This is a genomic window from Agrobacterium sp. (assembly GCF_059499945.1).
The window spans coordinates 76907-94064 of sequence record NZ_JCABZP010000010.1; the positions used below are offsets into that span (position 1 = coordinate 76907).

The window sequence follows — 17158 nt, forward strand, 5'->3', positions numbered from 1 at the left end:
AGAGGGATGCTCTCCGCGTGACCTCCTGTCAGTTGAACCGACCGGCCGCATGGGCAAGCATCGTATAGACCTTGCCGGTATCAGATGTGAGGTAGGACTGGGTGACTGTCCGGTCGCGATCCGTGCGGGCCACATCGGCGAGCAGCTTTTCGAAATCGGTGATGTAGCGGTCCACGGCGGTGCGGAATTCAGCCTCCCGCTCGTATTTGCGCTTGATCTCGTCAAAGGTCGTCTGGCCCTTCAGCGTGTAGAGGCGACGGGTGAAGACGTCGCGCTCGCCGCGCTGGTAACGGCGCCACAGTTCCACCGATGCATCGTGATCGATGGCGCGGGCGATATCTACGGAAAGCGAATTCAGCGATTCCACCATGTGGCGCGGATTGCGGGTGTCGGCCGCACGGGTCGGCTGCTGCTCGGCGCTGGCGCGTGGTGTGGACGCCGCTGGCGTCTCCTGTGATGCACCGCGCAGCAGGTCGCTGATCCAGCCGCCACCTTCTTCCCGGCGTCCGGCCGGGTTGGTTGCGACCGGCTGGGTCGGCGCAGGAGCCTGACGGTTTTCGACCTGGCGGTTTTCAAGCGGCAGGGTGCCACGCAGGGCCGGCGCGGGGGCAGGCTGCTGCGGCTGTGCCGGGCGCTGCTGCTGCACCGGAGCCGCTGCTGCCGGCTGCGGACGGGCCTCGACGCGGCGTTCTGCGGCAGGCTGGGTCGCGGCGATGGCACGGGCGACCGGTTCGGACACTTCCATCTGGTGGGTCGAACGACCGACAAGGTGGGAAATATCCTGCAGGGCCTTGATCTGCTCGGAAACGGCGCGGCGCATGGCGGCAGCGCTTTCCTTGGCTTCTTCCGGCAGGTCGAAGGCGCCGCGCTTCAGTTCGGCGCGTGTCGCATCCAGCTCGCGGCGGATGTCGTGGCTGGAGCGGCGGATTTCGTCCGTTGCACCGGCAAAGCGGCTAACGGCTTCCTCGACGGCCTGACGCAGCGTTTCCTTGAGGTTGGCGGCGGCGGCATTCGATTTTTCCGAGGCGCTGCCCAGAAGATTGTCGACTTCCGAAAGCGAGGACTCGACACCGCCGCGCAGGCGGTTCACCAGCTCGTCGGAGTATTTCTGCGCGTCGGAGAGCGTGCTTTCGATCGAGCGGCTGGCATCCTGACCGGCGGAGAGCAGGGCGCCCCGCATGGTCTGTGCCGCCGAGCGGGCGCGCTGTTCGGTCTCGTCGAGCGAGCGGCCGATATCGGTGAAGGACGCCTGCAGATTGTCACGCAGATTGCCGGCGACATTCTGCGAACGCTCTTCGGCTTCGTTGAGCGTGGTTTCCACGACGCCGACGACGTTGCGCATGGCGCTTTCGATTTCCTCGGAGCGCTTGACGAGGCCGACGGACAGGCTGCGCAGCGCATCCTGGCGTTCCTCCAGCGTGCCGACGAGGCTCGACTGTGCGGCATTGAGCAGTTCGGATGCCTGGCTCAGCACCTTCGAATGTTCTTCGAAGCGTCCGACGATACCGGCAACCTGCGCCAGCGTCTGGCCGGAAATATTCGACAGGCGGTCGATCTTTCCTTCGAGCAGACGGCTGGAGCTGGACACCATGTCGGCGGCCTGCGAGGCGGATTCGGAGAAGCGGGTCGCCGAGGCGTTCAATGCCTCATCTGCCGCGCCGAAGCCCTGTGCGGCGCGCTCAACGGCGGAATTGAAGTTGGTTGCCGACTGTTCAACGATCTCGGCCATGCTGTTATGGGTCTGCGACAGCATGTCCGTGCTCTGGCGGGTGGCGGCGACCAGCTTGTTGGCGGCATCGCTGCCGGCGCGGGCATATTTGTCGATGCCCTGTTCGACGGCGTCCGCCATAGCAGTATGGGTCTCGGACAGCATATCCGTGCTCTGGCGGGTGGCTGCGACGAGCTTGCCCGCCGCATCCGTTCCGGCAGCGGCATAGTCACTGATCGCCTGTTCCACCATGCCGACCATGCCGCTGTTGCTCTGCGAGAGAAGCTCGGCGCTCTGCTGGGCGGCGGAAACGATCTTCTCGGCGGCTTCGCGGCCGATGGTGGCATATTCGTCGACGATAGGCTTGGCTTTCTCCTCGATCAGGCGAGACAGCTCCGCAGAGCGGCTGGCCAGCATCGAGTTGAGTTCGCGGGTGCGGTTGTCCAGCGCCGAGCGGATGGATTCGCCGCGCGCGTCGAGGGCCGATTCGACACCCGTCAGCGTTTCGGAAATGACACCGACCTGAGAGCGGACGACGGCTTCAGCCTCGGCAACCTTGTTGACGATAATGTTGCCTGCCTCGGAGAAGGTCTGGGCCACGGCGGCGGCCTGGCCGGAGAGACGGGTCTGCGCATCCGAGATGCGGTTAACGATCTCGCCGGAGCGCTCTTCGATGGCCTTGGTGAAGGCTTCGTTCTGCGCCTGCACCTGTTCTGCAAATTCCGAACCGGATTTCGAGAGCAGGGCGGATGAGCGGGCCGCTTCATCGCCGATGCTCTGGGTGGCCGACGTGACCGCGCCGCGCAGGCTGACAGCGAGATCGCTCGCCTTGCCTTCAATGGTGCGGTTGACGTTTTCGAGGCCGATCGTCAGCGCACGGTCCATGGTGCCGAGGCGCTCATCGATGCGGGCCGTGCCGCTATCGAAGGTTTCTGCCAGGCGGCTGGTGCGGCTTTCCAGCGTATCTGCGACACGCGTGGTCTGTTCGTCCAGAATGCCGGTGATGCGCTCGGCGGCCTCGTCGCTGGTGCGGGCGAACACGGCCGTCTTGTCTTCCAGCGCGTCGGCGAAGCGGCGGCCGGCATCCTCGATCGAGCTGTTGACGTTGGCGAGATCGCCACCGACGCGGGTCTGCAGGGTGTCGAGAGATGTCTCGATGCGGGCGCCTGTCTCGTCGAGACGGGTTGTGACATTGCCGATCGATGTTTCGATGCGGGCGGAGAGGGCGTCGGTGGCCCCGCCGATTTCGCGGGCTGCCTCGCCGATCTTGACGGCGATATCACCGGCGCTGTTGCGAAGACGCTCTTCCAGCGTCGCAGCACTGCCGTCGATTGCCTTCTGCAGCGTGTCCTGCTGGGTCTCGAGCGACAGTTCAAGCATGCTGGCGCTGGAGGCGACCGTGGTGCCGATCATCATAGCCTGCTCGGAAAGCATGTCGCCCATCTGCGTCGTGGCGGAGCTGAGCGTCGCAGCAAGGTCCGCCTGGCGCTGGTCGAGCGCCGTGCGAATATCCTCATGCGATTGCGAGAGGTTGGTTTCGAGGCGGGACACACCTTCTTCCACCGTCTGGGCAAAACGGGTGCTGCCGTCTTCAACGACGCTTTCGATGCGGTTGGCCGCGCCCGAGACACTCTGCTCGATCAGGCCGCTATTGCGCTCCAGCGAGCCGGCAATGCGCTCGGCCTGTGAGCCGAGCATGGTTTCGAGCCGCTCGTGACCGCTGGCAAGCGCGTTCTCAAGCGTGAATGCGGTGGATTCGAGACGCTGGCCGACACCGGCCGCCGCAAGCGAAAGCGACGATGCTCTGGCATCCATCGCCTCGGCGATACGCTCCTCGACACCAGAAATCGTCATATCGAGCGCAAGAGTGCGGCTGTCCAGCGCATCCGCGATGCGTTCTTCCGCGCCTGCCACGATGCCGGAAAGGGCAGCGGTACGGCTGTCCAATGCGTCTGCAATGCGGTCTTCGACACCGGAAACGGCGTTCTGCAGGGCCGTGGTGCGACCATCGAGGATATCGGCGATCTTTTCCTCGACGCCGGAGAAGCTCATGTCGAGCGCCATGGTGCGGCTGTCGAGAACATCCGTAATCCGCTCTTCGGCGCCGGAAACGACGGTCTTCAGCGAATCCGTGCGGCTGTCAAGCGCGCTGGCAATACGGGTCTCGGCGCCGGCCACCAGTTCGCCAAGGGCTGCGGTGCGCGTGTCGAGCGCTTCGGTGATTTTTTCCTCCGCGCCGGAGAATGCCATGTCGAGCGCCATGGTACGGCTGTCGAGCGCATCGGCGATGCGTTCTTCAGCGCCGGAGACCACGGCGTTGAGAGCGGCGGTGCGGCCATCCAGCGTTTCCGCGATACGGGTTTCAGCACCGGCGACCACGTCGCCGAAGGTGGCCGTGCGGCTGTCGAGCGCGCCGGCGATTTTCTCTTCAGCGCTCGCCACAATGCCGGTGAGGGCAGAGGTACGGTTGTCGAGCGTCTCGGACAGTCTTTCCTCGACATTGGCAAAGGTCATGTCGAGCGAAAGGGTGCGGCTGTCCATCGTATCGGCGATGCGTTCCTCGACGCCGGAAATGGCGCTGGAAAGAGCGGCCGTGCGGCCGTCAAGCGTATCGGCGATACGGCTTTCCGCACCGGCGACGACGTCGTGCAGGGCAGCCGTGCGGCTTTCCAGCGTATCGGAAATACGATCCTCGATGCCGGAAACAGCACCGGTGATGGCGGCAGCCCGGGTTTCGAGCGTTTCCGAAAGGCGGCGCTCGACATCGGCAACGACACTGTTGATCGCGGCGGCGCGTTCGTCGAGCATGGCGGCAAGGCGTTCGGCCGTGCCGGAGACGGAGCCGGTAATCGCCATCGAACGGCTGGCGAGTGCCTCGTCGAAACGGTTCTGGCTGGCTGAGAGCGCGCCGAACAGGGCGTTGCTGCGTTCCGACAGCACAGCGTCGATCTTCTCGTGAGAATTGGCGAAGGCGTCGGTGATTTCGGCGGTGCGCTGGCCGATCGCGTCGCTGAAGGCCTGAGTCCGGATTTCAAGCGCGCTTTCCAGCATTTCCTGACCCGTGCCCAGCGCAGTTGCGAGCGCCAGCGACTGATCGGTCATGGTGGTGCCGATACGCTCCAGACCGGCGCTCAGCATGGTGTCGAGCGCTTCGGAGCCGCCGGCAACGGTTTCGTTGATGCGGGCGAGACTTTCCATCAGCTTGCTGTCGAGGCTGCCGGCGCGCTGGTCGAAGGCGCTGGCGAATTGCGCCACATGCACGTCGAAGGCCGAGTTGACCTGGCCTACCGTCGCCTGCATGCGCTCCTCGTAAAGGCCGGAGCGAAGATCGAGATCCATGATCGCATCGTCAGCCGTGCTCTGCAGGCTCTGGCGGAAGGAGAGGCCCTTTTCTTCAAGCGTCGTGGACAGCTTGTCGAGAACCGTATCGAGCGAACCGCCGATGACCTGCTGGCCGCGTTCGATATTGCGATTGAGTTCCAGCGTGCGGTTGGACAGCGTCTCGTTGAGCTGGCGAGTGCGTTCCTCAAGCGCGCTGTTGAGGCTTTCCACGCCGCTATCCAGCGTCGAAGCATGGATCGCGAAACGCTCCAGCAGCACTTCACCGCGCTCGTCCAGCGTCGAGGTGAGATTATGCAGGCGCATGTCGAATTCGTTGGAGATCGTCGAGCCCGAGGAGTTCAGCGCCTGGAGCAGGTTTTCGGTCTTGGCGGCGATCAGGCTGCCCATCGCTTCGGTCGAGGCGCGCGATTTTTCGAGCAGCGCAGCCGAACGCGTGTCGATCATAGAGGCGAAAGCCTCGCCGGTCGTGGCGATCCGCATCGAAAGCTCTTCGCCGACGATGGAAAGCTCTTCTTTAATCTGTTCCTGCGCGCCGACGATGGAGGAGCGGATGCGCTCGGCGTGATTGACGATGGCGTCACGCTCGGCGGTCAGTTCCTGCACGAGGCTGCGCACGCGCAGTTCATTGTCGGCATAGCTGCGTTCGAGCGCGTTGACTTCGGAATGAACGAGGGTTTCGAGTTCCGTCGCGCGGGCGATTGTGCGCTCGATGCCGTCATTCATGGCCGAGACTTCGCGGCGCACCGCCTGACCAACGGACATGATGCGGTCGGACGCTACCGTTTCGGGCTCGGCAAGACGAAGGGCGACTTCGGCCATGGAGCGGGCGGCGTTCCGCAGATCGCGGGCACGCGCCATCATGATCGCGAAGGCGAAGAATAGCATGATGGGAACAAGGATGCCGACGACGATTGCCATCAGGCCGGGGATAGCGGTGAGATCAGCCAGCGAGGCGATGTTCCAGAGCGCATTGCCATAGAGAAGATGTGCGATACCAAGGCCGCCGAGCGCCCAGATGACCGACATGATCGTGGCGTTGCGCAGCGCGCCGCCGATGGAGCCGCCTTCCAGCGATTTCAGGATCATGGCCGGGCTGCGCTTGGAACCGTCATTGGCCGCTTCGAGATTGGGCGATCTGGGTGTCTGTTCGGCAGGCGCGCGCGCGGCCTCGGGAGCAGGGGTCTGTCTGCTTGCTTCCTTCAATCTGGCCTCCGGCTGCTTCGGCGCTGCAGTTTTCCGCGTCTCCGGCTTTTCTTCGAAAGCGCCAAGCTGCAGGGCATCTTCCAATGCCTGAAATGCAGTCTCGTCGACAGAGTCGCTGATCTTGTTATTCGCCATGCGGTTACGCCTCGTTACACATACGCCCGGCTTCATGCCGTTGACCACTTGCGATCCGCAAGCAGACTGCCGCCATCATGCCAGCGGAACATTATCCCTTGAAGAGAGAACAATTCCGCCATTTACCAAATCCCGAATTGCTGGTGGTCCAGCTTTCGGGCGAAATTACATCACTGTGCCGCAATAACAAAGCTTGAGCTTAAGCCCTGCGGGAACGGCAGTACCGTAGTGACACATTTAGGTGTTCGAAACAATTAATGCGGATTTGCGGCGGTGGCGAAGTGTCGGCTTTTTAACAGTTTTTAAACCTGAGTTTCACGCTGAACGCCTTGTTTCGCATAAGTTTAACATAAATTAACCATAGCAGAAGATTTTCGCCCGCGTCACGCCGTAATTTAAGCTGATAGCAGCCGCCCGGATGCGTGAATACGACACAGATGTGACACGAAACAGGAAACGGTGAGACAGGATTTCAGCCATGGCAGCGGTCAGTATTGTTTTCGAAGCTCCCGATAATTGCGGCGGCGCGCCTGCCACCGGTAAAAAACCGATCGATTTCGATCATCTCGCCCGGCAGACGATGGGCGACAAGGATCTGGAGATCGAGGTGCTGCAACTCTTCAGCCGCAACGCCCGCGCCGCCCTGCATGAAATGGCGGGTGCGGACGACAAGACCGTCATGGCGACGGCCCACCGTCTGAAGGGGTCGGCGCAGGCCGTCGGCGCATCCGCCGTTTCCGCAGCCGCGGCAGCAGTGGAAGACAGGGGCAAGGACAGCGCGGCGATCGCAAAACTCGCAGCAACCATTGTCGAAGCCGAAAATTTCATCCTCAAGCTTTGCCGCTGAGGCGTAATCCATCAAATTTGCCATTTTGCAAGGCCGGTTGCGTCTAAGCGCCCTCGAAGCGGGTTGCCAAGGCGGAGCGGCCTTTCTATGTGTTTAGAACAGTTCTTAGATCACATTTTGGATTTCCGGCATGACAAAACTGACCATCGTTGCCTTTGACGGCACGCCCCATGAACTCGACGTGAGCAACGGCTCCACCGTCATGGAGAATGCGGTGCGCAACTCCATTCCCGGCATCGATGCGGAATGCGGCGGCGCCTGCGCCTGTGCGACCTGTCATGTCTATGTCGACGACGCCTGGGCCGAGCGCGTCGGCGGACCGGAACCGATGGAAGAGGACATGCTGGACTTCGCCTTCGACGTGCGCCCCACCTCGCGGCTCTCCTGTCAGATCAAGATGAATGACGAGCTTGATGGTCTCGTCGTTCATGTTCCCGAGCGTCAGGGCTGAAAATTTCCGTATTGCTTCACGCAGAAAAAGCCCCGCTCACCTAGTAGCGGGGAGCGGGGCGAGGCGGGTACGCGCATGCAGGCGAGGGAGGAAACACCTGCGAGCCCTCAAGTGCGCACCGGGAGAACCGGAGACGGTTGCAACCGCCGGACCCGCCTTGGGCCGCAACCATTTCAAACCGTATGAACAAGCTACAATGAGTCTTGCCGACCGCACCACGGCGAGAATTCACGGGTGATATAGGACATGACGTTACGTCATGTCCGTGATTTTCCCCGAGATTCTGGAAGGTACGGCCAATGACCGTCAGCGACGATTCTGGCCCTGCTCGAGCCGGTTTTTCAAAAGCCGGGTCATGCGGGCATCGAAATTTTTCGATTCCACGACGTCGAAGCGCATCTGGTCCCGGTCATGCTCGTCCATCACCGTCTGGGTGATCTTGCCGACCATTTCCTGCAGTGTCTCGCAGCTTTTCTGCGGCCGAAGCGAGGTCAGCTGTCTTTCAAGCGAACGGGCATGGGTGCGGGCGATTTCCGCATGGCGTTCCTCGTGGCGCTTGATATCGGCAAGCAGCGTATCCCAGATGAAAGCCAGCTCCGCCGTGGTGCGGCGACGGTTTTTCCATTGCGGCAGGAGAATGCGGGTGTTCAGCACCACCTTGGCGGTTCCGACGCTGCAAAGGCCGTTTTTCTCCACATAGGTGAGCTCGCCCCCGAATTTGATTTCGGTAGCGCCGGGATGGCGCGCGCCGGTATTGCGGGTCAGGGGGCCGTGCTTGGAAAGCTGCTGGTCGAGATCGGCCGCCGTTTTGCCGCCAATCGAAAAATAGGAATAGGTCTTGCGGACGATGGTGTCGGAAAATGCCGATCCGGGTAGGGAAAGTGCCATTGCGCCCGCCAAAGCGACGCAAAGAGCACGTGATGATTTAGTCATGACCCGGCCTTCCGGTTGAACTTCAAAAAGGTTTGCTGCATAGGCGGAGCGGAACTTATAAGAATTGGCATAACACTCCGTTATTCCCGAAAGGCGCGTGTTACGTGATAACAGCCGGCAGCAACGCGTGGCAAGCGGCCCATGGTCGCTCCCTGAAACTTGATGGGCGTGGCCGTATTATGGCCATCGTCAACGCGACGCCCGATTCCTTTTCCGATGGCGGCCGTTATCTTGCCGTCGATTCGGCTTTTTCCCATGCGCTGACCTGCGTGGAAGAGGGTGCTGACATCATCGATATCGGCGGCGAATCCACGCGGCCGGGTGCCGCCGCGGTGACGGAAGCCGAGGAGCAGGACCGGGTGCTGCCCGTCATCGAGAAGCTGCGCCGCGAGACGGATGTGCTGATTTCCGTCGATACCTACCGCGCTTCGACGGCGAAGCTGGCGATCAGCGCCGGCGCACATATCGTCAATGACGTCTTCGGCCTGCAGAAGGACATGGAAATGGCCGGCGTGGTCGCCGCCACCCGCGCCGGGGTCTGCATCATGCATACCGGCCGCGACCGGCAGAAGCTTGCCGATGTGGTCGCCGACCAGTTCGAATTCCTCAATCGCTCGCTCGAGATCGCCGAGGATGCGGGTATTGCCCGCGATGCCGTCGTGCTCGATCCCGGTTTTGGTTTTGCCAAGGACGAGCGGGAAAATGTCGAACTGATGGCACGTTTCGGCGAGCTTGCCGCTTTCGGCCTTCCGGTTCTCGCCGGTACGTCGCGCAAGCGTTTCATCGGGTCGCTGACGGGCCGGGATGCGGCAGCGGAACGCGATATCGGAACGGCTGCGACCACCGCGATCCTGAGGTTGGCGGGTGCTTCGATTTTTCGCGTGCACAATGTCGCTGCAACGCGCGATGCACTGGCAATCGCCGATGCGGTTCTTGCCAAAACGTCGGCAAAGGCCGATGCGTAGATCAATGAGTGCCGGAATGCCATGTCCCCAAGAGGGGGCGGCTTTCTGGAGAAACAGTCCTGCCATGGAGGCGATGCGATGAGCCGCTATACCATCATCCTGAAAAACTGTTCTTTCTTCGCCCGTCATGGTCTTCTTGAGCAGGAGGAGGTGCTGGGCCAGCGCTTTTTCGTCGATGCCGAGATGGAAGTCGAGGCGGGTGATGCGCTGGAAACCGACGATATTGAAAATACCGTCGATTACGGCGTGGCCTTTGCCGTCATCGAAAAAATCGTCGTGGGGCAGCGCCGCTATCTCATCGAGGCGCTGGCGAACGATATCGCCAAGGCGCTGCGTGCCCGTTATCCGCAGATCGTCTGGCTCAGGATCACGGTGCGCAAACCCTCCGCGCCCGTTCCCGGCATTCTCGATTATGCGCAGGTGAGCGTTGAACACCGTGCCTGAGAAGAGGACCGTCGCCGCATTGGGCCTTGGCGGCAATATCGGCGATCCCGCCGCCGCCATGGCAAGGGCGCTCCGCGAACTCGATGCACACGAGGATTGCCGCGTGCTGGCCGTTTCCGGGCTTTATCGCACGCCGCCCTGGGGCAAGACGGATCAGGCGGATTTCTTCAATTGCTGCGCTTTGGTCGAAACCTCGCTTTCAGCGCCCGCGCTCTTGCAATTGTGCCTTGATATCGAAAAGGGCATGAAGCGCGTGCGGACGGAGCGCTGGGGTCCACGCACCATCGATATTGATGTGCTTACCTATGGGAATGAGTCTCTCGTAACGGAAAGCATTGAAGTACCGCATCCACGCATGACGGAACGCGCTTTCGTGCTGATGCCGCTCGCCGATATTGCATCCGATCTCGAAGTCAGGGGCAAGGCCGTGCGGGAATGGCTACGGCAGGCGGACAAAACAGGCATTGTCAGCGCAAACGAAAAGCGGGAGTGGTGGACACTCCCGCTTGGTGATGGCTGAGAAGAGTATGGCGTTTACGGCTTGATGGAGCCGACAGCGATCTGATCAATATCGCGCGCCAGTGTCACGCCGATGACCGGGATCATCTGGTCGGCGACCTTGACGGAAATGGTGATGTTCATCGAATTGTCTTTGGAGACGCGGGCGACCATGGCGCCGTTGAGCTTGGCGCGGTTGATGCCGACGACGACCTTGTCACCGCTCACCTGTCCGGAGGTGATGTCCAGTCCCTTGCCTTCGGCGCCGTCGAGGAACTTGCCCTCGTAGCTGTTGCCGTTCTGGCTGATGACGGCCGACATGGGCTGGCTGAAGACGCCGACGCGGCAGGTGCCGCCGAGCTTGATGCCGGTCTGCTTGTCGTCGAGCGGTTCGCCCGTCAGGTCGCAGGTGAATTTGGTGCCTTTGTATTTGCCGGCAACGATTTCGCCCGGACCTTTCCAGACACCGGCTACGGAGCGGAAAAACGCGTCGTCGCGATCGCGCGATGCGGCATGGACGTCAGACATGCCGAAACCACCGCTGACGGACAATATGGCGGCAAGCCCGCCCACAAGCGAAAAGAAGCGCGAATACATGATACTTTCCCCGGCGAAGAAGCCTGTTCGATAGGCTGCAATCTACCGGCGGAATGGTTAATGCTTGGTTTATTTCACTCTCATTCGCGGCTTTGTCCGTAACCTTTTGAACCGTCAATGCCCGGTAGATCAGGCTTTTTCACCGGTTTTTCCCCCGCTTAGATCGGGTGTGAGGTCGGACATGAAATCGCCGATCCCCGGACGCTTCACCGCCCTGAACGGCAGCGGACGGCACAGATCCATCGCCGCAATGCCGATTCGCGCCGTCATCAGGCCGTTGATGACGCCTTCGCCGAGGCGGGCGGAGAGTTTCGAGGCAAGGCCGTGACCGAGAACCTGTTGGGCAAGGCCGTCACCGACGGCAATCGACCCCGTGACGGCGAGATGTGCGACGACATCCCGCAGAAGCTTGAGCATGCCGAGCGTGCCGGGGCGGCCGCCATAAAGCTCCGCCATGGCGCGCACCAGCCGCGTGACTTCAAACAGCACATAAGCGAGATCGACGACAGCGCGTGGGCTGACGGCAGTGACGACGGAGACGCGCTTGGACGAATTTAGAATCAGTGCCCGCGCTTGCCGGTCGAGCGGCACGAGCAGCTCGCGTTCGGCAAGCTCGATCAGATGCGGGCCGTCGATGACGTCACTTTCCGTTTCCTTCAGCGCCGCTCGCCCCTTGGCCGTTTCGGCCCGGTGGGAGAGGACGGCATTCAGACGGGTGACGATGGCGCGCGCAGGTTTCGGGCTCTTGTCGAGGCTCGCCGTCTCAGCATCCGCCTTGAGAGACTGCACGGCATTGAGCCGCATGATGCCGAAGACTTCGCGGCCGACGAGGGCAAGAACCGCAAAAAGCGCCACGATGAGGGCGATCGTCGCGGTATAACCCAGCCAGTCGGAGCGGGAGAAGAGATTGCGGATAAGCTGATCCGCCCACAGCCCGAAGGCAAGCGAGAACAGGACACCCAGCGCACCGAGCGCGAGCTTACCGAAGGAGAAGCGGCTTTTCTTCGGCGTCGCGACCGGCAGCGCATTGGCATCGATTCCCTCGGGCGCCAGAAACGGATCGTCCTCGTCGGGTGTCAGTGAAATCTCGGCGTCGAAGCTTCGCGGCGCGCGCTTCTGTGTGGCGGACGACCGTGTCGTCTCCTCGGTATCGAACGTGAAAGCCGCGGGGCGGCGTGTCTGCGGATCGTTTTGTGTGGGAGCCTTCATGCGAGCTTGTCTCCGAACAGGAACTGCATGGCGCGGTCGAGCCTGATATGGGGAACGGAAAGCCGGATGCCGCCGCTGCCCGGCTCATCTATGTTCGGCGGGCGGAAGCGCACGACATTGACGTCGGGCAGCGATGCCTTGTCGCCATCCCGGTCGATGCTGCGGAACAGCGGTTCCGGATCCTCGGGCAGGTCGCCGGGAAAGATCGCCGTCTTGCGATTGCCATCGAAGGTCTCGCCATTGATGGTTTCACCTGCTATCGGCGTGCCGACGATGACAGGCAGCTCGTGGCCGTCCTGGCGCACGCTCGCCTCGCGGGTGGCGCGCACGGAAGCCAGCGCCATGACCTCGATGCCGGCGCCGTTCATGCCGATTGTCGTGATGGCGCGGTCCACCAGACGGCGGGTCAAGCGCTCCAGCCGGTCATGGCTTTCATGGTGCAGATGGTCGGCCTTGGTGGCGGCAATCAGCACCCTGTCGATTCGCCTGCCGATCAGCGACGACAGCAGGCTGTTGGTGCCGGGGCGGAAACAGGCAAGCACATCACCGAGCGCACGCTCCAGATCCTGCACGGCTTCCGGCCCGCGATTGACGGCCTGCAGCGTGTCGATCAGGACGATCTGCCGGTCGAGGCGGGCAAAATGCTCGCGGAAGAAGGGTTTGACAACGATCGACTTATAAGCGTCGTAGCGCCGTTCCATCATGGCGCGCAGCGAGCCCTTGGGCGCTTTCTCGTCGGTGAGGCCCGGAAGCGGCGCGAAGGTCAGTGCGGGCGACCCTTCCAGATCGCCGGGCATCAGGAAACGGCCGGGCGGCAGGGTTGAGAGTGATCTCTCGTCGGACTTGCAGGCTTTCAGATAGGCTGCGAAACTTTCGGCCAGACGTCGGGCCGTCATCTCGTCTGCCGGCGCGTTGATGTCGAGCGAAGACGCGATCGCCAGCCATTCCTGCGCCAGTTCGGCACGAACGCCGCTTCCGGCAAGGGCGACGGTCGCATCGCTGAACTGTTTGTAATCCTGCGATAGAAGCGGCAGGTCGAGCAGCCATTCGCCGGGATAATCAACGATATCAATGGAAAGCTTGCCGGCGGAAAACCACCGGCCCCAGCCGCTGGCGCTCTGGTAATCCAGCGTGATCCTGAGTTCCGATATCGCCCGCGTCGAATCCGGCCACAGCCTGTCGCGCACCAGCGCCTGAATATGATCCTCATATTGAAAACGGGGAATGGCGTCGTCCGGCTGCGGTTCGAGACGCACATTCGAGACGCGCCCGGACCGCATGGCCTCGAACAGCGGCAATCGCCCGCCATTCAGAAGATTATGGACGAGGGATGAGATGAAAACCGTCTTTCCCGCCCGCGAAAGGCCGGTGACGCCAAGCCGCAATGTCGGATGGGTGAGGTTGCTCGCACGGTCGGCCAGATTATCGAAAGCGATCAGCGCGCTGTCTGTCAGGGACGTAAGAGAAGGCGACAATGGCAGTTTCCTGGCTGTGTTTAACGGTCACCGCTGCAATATAGGGAGCTGCGGCTGCCCAAAAAAGAAGCGCTTCAGCGGATTTTCAGAAGGCCGCTCTGCAAAATTCTTATGAAAGGCCGCAGCGATTATTTGCCCGGTGCGAGGAAATCGACCAGCCGCCAGCGATTTTTACCGTTTGCGGCGCTGTCATCATGGTCGAGAACTGCAAGGCCCGATGTCGGAAAGCCCGAGGGCAGGGCGGCATGCAGCAGGTCCTCGCCGATCATCGCCTCCAGCGTCGCCTCCATGGTGGGGTTGTGACCCACCAGCATCACCGACTGCGCCTCCGCCAGAGCGGCAATAAGCGACAGATAGGTCTCGCTGCGCGCATTATACATCTCATCGACGTAGAAGATGTCTATGCCTTCGTTGAAGGCCCGTTGCCAGGCCTGCGTGGTTTGCCGGCAGCGCGCGGCCGTGGATGACAGAAGCAGATCGGGGCGGTAATGCCGGTCGGCGGCGAGGTCGGCGATGACCTCCGCCTCGGCAAAACCGGCTTCGTTCAATCCCCGGTCGAAATCCCGTTCTCCAGGTGCCGCCCAGGCGGCCTTGGCGTGGCGCAGAAGATAAACTCGGCTCGGGGAAGATGCTGTCAAGGGCGGGGACCGGCGTTCGAATGTCAGGGCACGGTATGAATGCTACAGGATAGGGTTGCAGGACCGCAAGTCCTCTTTCCTGTTGGTAAGTCGCGTTGACGTGATTGAAGAAGAGTTCGCTTCAATACGAATAAAGAATAAAAATTAGTCATTTAGATGATTTTTGTGTCAGTTTTAAAAATGCCTGAAAACTGATCTGCAGACTTGAATCGGCCACTATCATTGGAGTATACACCGCCGCATTGAGATGTTCTTCGAGGAGAATCGCGTTGAGTGAGAAGATCGATCTTAGCAAATATGTGCTCTCGGAAGACGATGAGTTCATGAATGCCAGCCAGCGGGCATACTTCCGCGCGAAGCTGGTCGCCTGGAAAAATGACATCCTTAGAGAAGCGCGCGAGACCCTCGGACATCTCGCTGAAGAAAGCGCCAACCACCCCGATCTCGCTGATCGGGCTTCTTCCGAAACTGACCGGGCGATCGAACTTCGCGCCCGCGACCGTCAGCGCAAGCTGATTTCAAAGATCGATGCAGCCCTTCAGCGGATCGAAGACGGCACTTACGGTTACTGTGAGGAAACGGGCGAGCCTATCGGCCTCAAGCGTCTGGACGCCCGCCCGATTGCAACGCTCTCCATCGAGGCGCAGGAGCGTCACGAGCGTCGCGAAAAAGTCTACCGCGACGAATAAGGCGCTGCGGCAAGCAAGCCTTCAAATCGCAGACAAATAAGAGGGCACGGAATTCGCTTCCGTGCCCTTTTTCTATTTCGAATTTCTGGTCGAAAGGCCCGCGCCCGTCAGCGGTCACGGGTAACGGAAAGTTCTCCGAAGATACGCGCCATTTCCTTCTGCATGTCTCCATCCGGTGAAGCGCCGGTGACAGGCGGGGAAGCGGGCTGGATCTTGGCCTGCTTTTCCGCGACAGGGGCGATGGACGGTTCGTTATCCGCCTCCTTGCTCTTGGCGATCTCCGCCTCGAGGAAGCTCTCGAAATCGCTGGCGAGCTCGTCGGAAAATTTCGGTTCGGCGTCATTGGAAGCCACAGCCGGATTTTCAGGTCTGGGCGGAAACGGTGCGGGGGGCGTCGTCTGCCCTGGATTCAGGTCGGGAAGGACACGCTCCCGGGCCGCGTCGAGAAAATCAGCGGCGATGGATTGGTCGATCACCGGCTCGCGTGCGGCAAAAACCGGCGGGGCGAATTCCGCAGTCCGTTCTTCCGCCTTTGCCTGTACGGGCGTCTGTGCCGGGATCGGCGGTGCGACGGGTGCCGGGGCCGGCACGACAGGTTCGGCACGCCTGGGTTCCGTCCGGGCTGCGGCCATGTCTAGCGATGCAGCCGCCATGGGCAAGACGGCAGCAGCCGGAGCCGCTGCAACCGGTATTGGCGGCGGCGTGGGCCGAACTGTCTCCCGCTCGGGCGCGGCCTGTCTTGCCGGCGGAGCGGGTTCGCGCGCCGTTACAGGCGTGGAGACGGGTTGCGGCGGGGTTGATGGGCGTGGCGGAACCTGAGCGGCTGCTGCTGCAACGGGTGCGGGACGCGGCGCAGGTGCCGGCGGCTCCGGCCGTTGTGGTTGCCTTGCTGGTTCTTCAGGCACGGAAACGGGGGCCGCAGCGGCAACGGGCTGCTGTTGCGGCGGGGCGGGGCGACGTTCCTGCTGGATCGTCGGCTCGGCTCTCTTCTGTTCGCTTTCCTGACGCGGCAGCGCCTTCAGTTCCGGCTCCTGCACATCCCTGACGATTGGGATCGCGCCTATGCCGCTTTCGATGACGATATCCGTCGGGCCGCCGATCATGACCAGATGCTCGACATTGTCGCGGCGCACCAGCACCAGACGGCGGCGCGCATCCACGGCCGTTGCGTCGAGAACCTGCAGGCGCGGCTGCCGGTTGCGCCCGCCTCGAATGAATGGGGCCGAACCGCTGCGTCTGCGCATAAGCCACAGCGCAATCGCCAGAATGAGCAGGGCCACGCCCACACCAACAACGGCGACGATGAGACGGTTTCCATAGGTGCCGATAAAATCTTCCATCATGGAGATCATCCCTTCAGATTTTCTGGCTTTTTAATTTCTTGGGCAATTAATATTGCCGTGGTTCTTATATTGTGAACATCAAGCAGGAAAAGACGATTTTTTTGGGCGCGATACAAGGTTTATTCATTTCGCCCCACAGGATTGCCGCCTCAAACGTGAAGACGCCACCAAAGCGCCTCATCTCGTCCTTCAATGCTGAGAAACAGTGAAAGTTGCAATTCTTTTGACGAAGGAGCGGTTCTGAATGTTCCAAGCATTGCGCATTGACGGCTCCCTTGCTCGGCATTTCATTGTTGTTTTGCTGTTGCTATCCTCTTTCGCGTTCCCGCATTCGATCGTGAGGGCCGAAGACAAGGCGCCGGACAACGGAGCGACCATGGCGGAGTTCGTGCGCGATAATCCCTCCTGCCTCGACTTCACTGACGGATGCTCGGTTTGCACCGTCGCTGACGGCAAGATCGTCTGTTCCGCGCCACGCATCCAATGTCAGGTGAAGGAGCTTACCTGTACCAGGCAGTAGTCTCTCAACGCTTTTATACACCTTTCAGGCCGTTTTCGCTGTGCGTTTTTAAGCCTTTGTGTCCTGGCGGAGCTTTTTGCCGGTCAAGCGAGTTGCTACAAGAAATTCTGCTGCCCGATTCCGTCAAGGAAATAAGGCTGACCGAATGACGACCTGCACGA

At 61.4% G+C, this 17158-nt stretch carries 14 protein-coding genes; 7 read left to right on the top strand and 7 right to left on the bottom strand.

Going from position 1 to position 17158, the window contains the following annotated elements; all coding sequences use genetic code 11:
- Positions 1-28: 28 nt before the first annotated feature.
- On the bottom strand, positions 29-6388 hold the full coding sequence (locus AC5I5B_RS06940) for an apolipoprotein A-IV repeat region-like domain-containing protein (protein ID WP_111834328.1): 6360 nt from the start codon (positions 6386-6388) through the stop codon (positions 29-31).
- A 478-nt stretch (positions 6389-6866) separates the two neighbouring features.
- Between AC5I5B_RS06940 and AC5I5B_RS06945 the strand changes: the two genes are divergently transcribed.
- Together AC5I5B_RS06945 and AC5I5B_RS06950 are read left to right on the top strand one after the other, a co-directional pair.
- Positions 6867-7235, top strand: coding sequence for an Hpt domain-containing protein (locus AC5I5B_RS06945; RefSeq protein WP_111834329.1), 369 nt, complete (start codon positions 6867-6869; stop codon positions 7233-7235).
- Between the two features lie 130 nt (positions 7236-7365).
- On the top strand, positions 7366-7686 hold the full coding sequence (locus AC5I5B_RS06950) for a 2Fe-2S iron-sulfur cluster-binding protein (RefSeq protein ID WP_003502527.1): 321 nt from the start codon (positions 7366-7368) through the stop codon (positions 7684-7686).
- Between the two features lie 306 nt (positions 7687-7992).
- On the opposite strand, the gene AC5I5B_RS06955 is transcribed toward AC5I5B_RS06950, so the two are convergent.
- Positions 7993-8619, bottom strand: a complete 627-nt coding sequence (locus AC5I5B_RS06955; RefSeq protein WP_031234002.1) for a DUF922 domain-containing Zn-dependent protease — start codon at positions 8617-8619, stop codon at positions 7993-7995.
- A 179-nt stretch (positions 8620-8798) separates the two neighbouring features.
- Between AC5I5B_RS06955 and folP the strand changes: the two genes are divergently transcribed.
- The 3 genes from folP to folK all read left to right on the top strand — a co-directional run bounded on the left by folP (position 8799) and on the right by folK (position 10548).
- The gene (folP, locus tag AC5I5B_RS06960; RefSeq protein ID WP_003502531.1) at positions 8799-9584 is read left to right on the top strand and encodes a dihydropteroate synthase; all 786 of its coding nucleotides are present in this window, start codon (positions 8799-8801) and stop codon (positions 9582-9584) included.
- A 78-nt stretch (positions 9585-9662) separates the two neighbouring features.
- Entirely contained in the window at positions 9663-10028 is a 366-nt protein-coding gene (gene folB / locus AC5I5B_RS06965; RefSeq protein ID WP_003502532.1) for a dihydroneopterin aldolase, read from the top strand.
- The gene (folK, locus tag AC5I5B_RS06970; protein WP_162695519.1) at positions 10012-10548 is read left to right on the top strand and encodes a 2-amino-4-hydroxy-6-hydroxymethyldihydropteridine diphosphokinase; all 537 of its coding nucleotides are present in this window, start codon (positions 10012-10014) and stop codon (positions 10546-10548) included. Before folB ends, folK begins: the two co-directional genes overlap by 17 nt.
- 14 nt (positions 10549-10562) lie before the next feature.
- On the opposite strand, the gene AC5I5B_RS06975 is transcribed toward folK, so the two are convergent.
- The 4 genes from AC5I5B_RS06975 to AC5I5B_RS06990 form a co-directional block, all read right to left on the bottom strand.
- On the bottom strand, positions 10563-11123 hold the full coding sequence (locus tag AC5I5B_RS06975) for a hypothetical protein (RefSeq protein ID WP_111834330.1): 561 nt from the start codon (positions 11121-11123) through the stop codon (positions 10563-10565).
- Between the two features lie 129 nt (positions 11124-11252).
- Positions 11253-12332, bottom strand: coding sequence for a YcjF family protein (locus tag AC5I5B_RS06980; protein WP_111834331.1), 1080 nt, complete (start codon positions 12330-12332; stop codon positions 11253-11255).
- The gene (locus AC5I5B_RS06985) at positions 12329-13807 is read right to left on the bottom strand and encodes a YcjX family GTP-binding protein (RefSeq protein ID WP_107675497.1); all 1479 of its coding nucleotides are present in this window, start codon (positions 13805-13807) and stop codon (positions 12329-12331) included. The genes AC5I5B_RS06980 and AC5I5B_RS06985 overlap by 4 nt, the downstream gene beginning before the upstream one ends.
- A gap of 128 nt (positions 13808-13935) precedes the next feature.
- Positions 13936-14412 (bottom strand): SixA phosphatase family protein, encoded by a 477-nt coding sequence (locus AC5I5B_RS06990; RefSeq protein WP_236775488.1) that lies wholly within the window; start codon positions 14410-14412, stop codon positions 13936-13938.
- 302 nt (positions 14413-14714) lie between these two features.
- On the opposite strand from AC5I5B_RS06990, the gene dksA reads away from it, so the two are divergent.
- The gene (dksA, locus tag AC5I5B_RS06995) at positions 14715-15134 is read left to right on the top strand and encodes an RNA polymerase-binding protein DksA (protein ID WP_003496274.1); all 420 of its coding nucleotides are present in this window, start codon (positions 14715-14717) and stop codon (positions 15132-15134) included.
- A gap of 107 nt (positions 15135-15241) precedes the next feature.
- Here the strand turns inward: dksA and AC5I5B_RS07000 are convergent, their stop codons facing one another.
- Positions 15242-16486: a flagellar biosynthetic protein FliO gene (locus AC5I5B_RS07000; RefSeq protein ID WP_162695520.1), complete on the bottom strand. Its 1245-nt coding sequence runs from the start codon at positions 16484-16486 to the stop codon at positions 15242-15244.
- Between the two features lie 235 nt (positions 16487-16721).
- On the opposite strand from AC5I5B_RS07000, the gene AC5I5B_RS07005 reads away from it, so the two are divergent.
- Positions 16722-16997 (top strand): hypothetical protein, encoded by a 276-nt coding sequence (locus AC5I5B_RS07005; RefSeq protein WP_087743852.1) that lies wholly within the window; start codon positions 16722-16724, stop codon positions 16995-16997.
- Positions 16998-17158 lie beyond the last annotated feature (161 nt).

What these genes read in the sequence shown, in the direction of transcription:
- AC5I5B_RS06940 (WP_111834328.1), bottom strand. Translation starts at nt 6,388, where the DNA reads ATGGCGAATAACAAGATCAGCGACTCTGTCGACGAGACTGCATTTCAG.
- AC5I5B_RS06945 (WP_111834329.1), top strand. Translation starts at nt 6,867, where the DNA reads ATGGCAGCGGTCAGTATTGTTTTCGAAGCTCCCGATAATTGCGGCGGC.
- AC5I5B_RS06950 (WP_003502527.1), top strand. Translation starts at nt 7,366, where the DNA reads ATGACAAAACTGACCATCGTTGCCTTTGACGGCACGCCCCATGAACTC.
- AC5I5B_RS06955 (WP_031234002.1), bottom strand. Translation starts at nt 8,619, where the DNA reads ATGACTAAATCATCACGTGCTCTTTGCGTCGCTTTGGCGGGCGCAATG.
- folP (WP_003502531.1), top strand. Translation starts at nt 8,799, where the DNA reads ATGGCCATCGTCAACGCGACGCCCGATTCCTTTTCCGATGGCGGCCGT.
- folB (WP_003502532.1), top strand. Translation starts at nt 9,663, where the DNA reads ATGAGCCGCTATACCATCATCCTGAAAAACTGTTCTTTCTTCGCCCGT.
- AC5I5B_RS06975 (WP_111834330.1), bottom strand. Translation starts at nt 11,123, where the DNA reads ATGTATTCGCGCTTCTTTTCGCTTGTGGGCGGGCTTGCCGCCATATTG.
- AC5I5B_RS06980 (WP_111834331.1), bottom strand. Translation starts at nt 12,332, where the DNA reads ATGAAGGCTCCCACACAAAACGATCCGCAGACACGCCGCCCCGCGGCT.
- AC5I5B_RS07000 (WP_162695520.1), bottom strand. Translation starts at nt 16,486, where the DNA reads ATGATCTCCATGATGGAAGATTTTATCGGCACCTATGGAAACCGTCTC.
- AC5I5B_RS07005 (WP_087743852.1), top strand. Translation starts at nt 16,722, where the DNA reads ATGTTCCAAGCATTGCGCATTGACGGCTCCCTTGCTCGGCATTTCATT.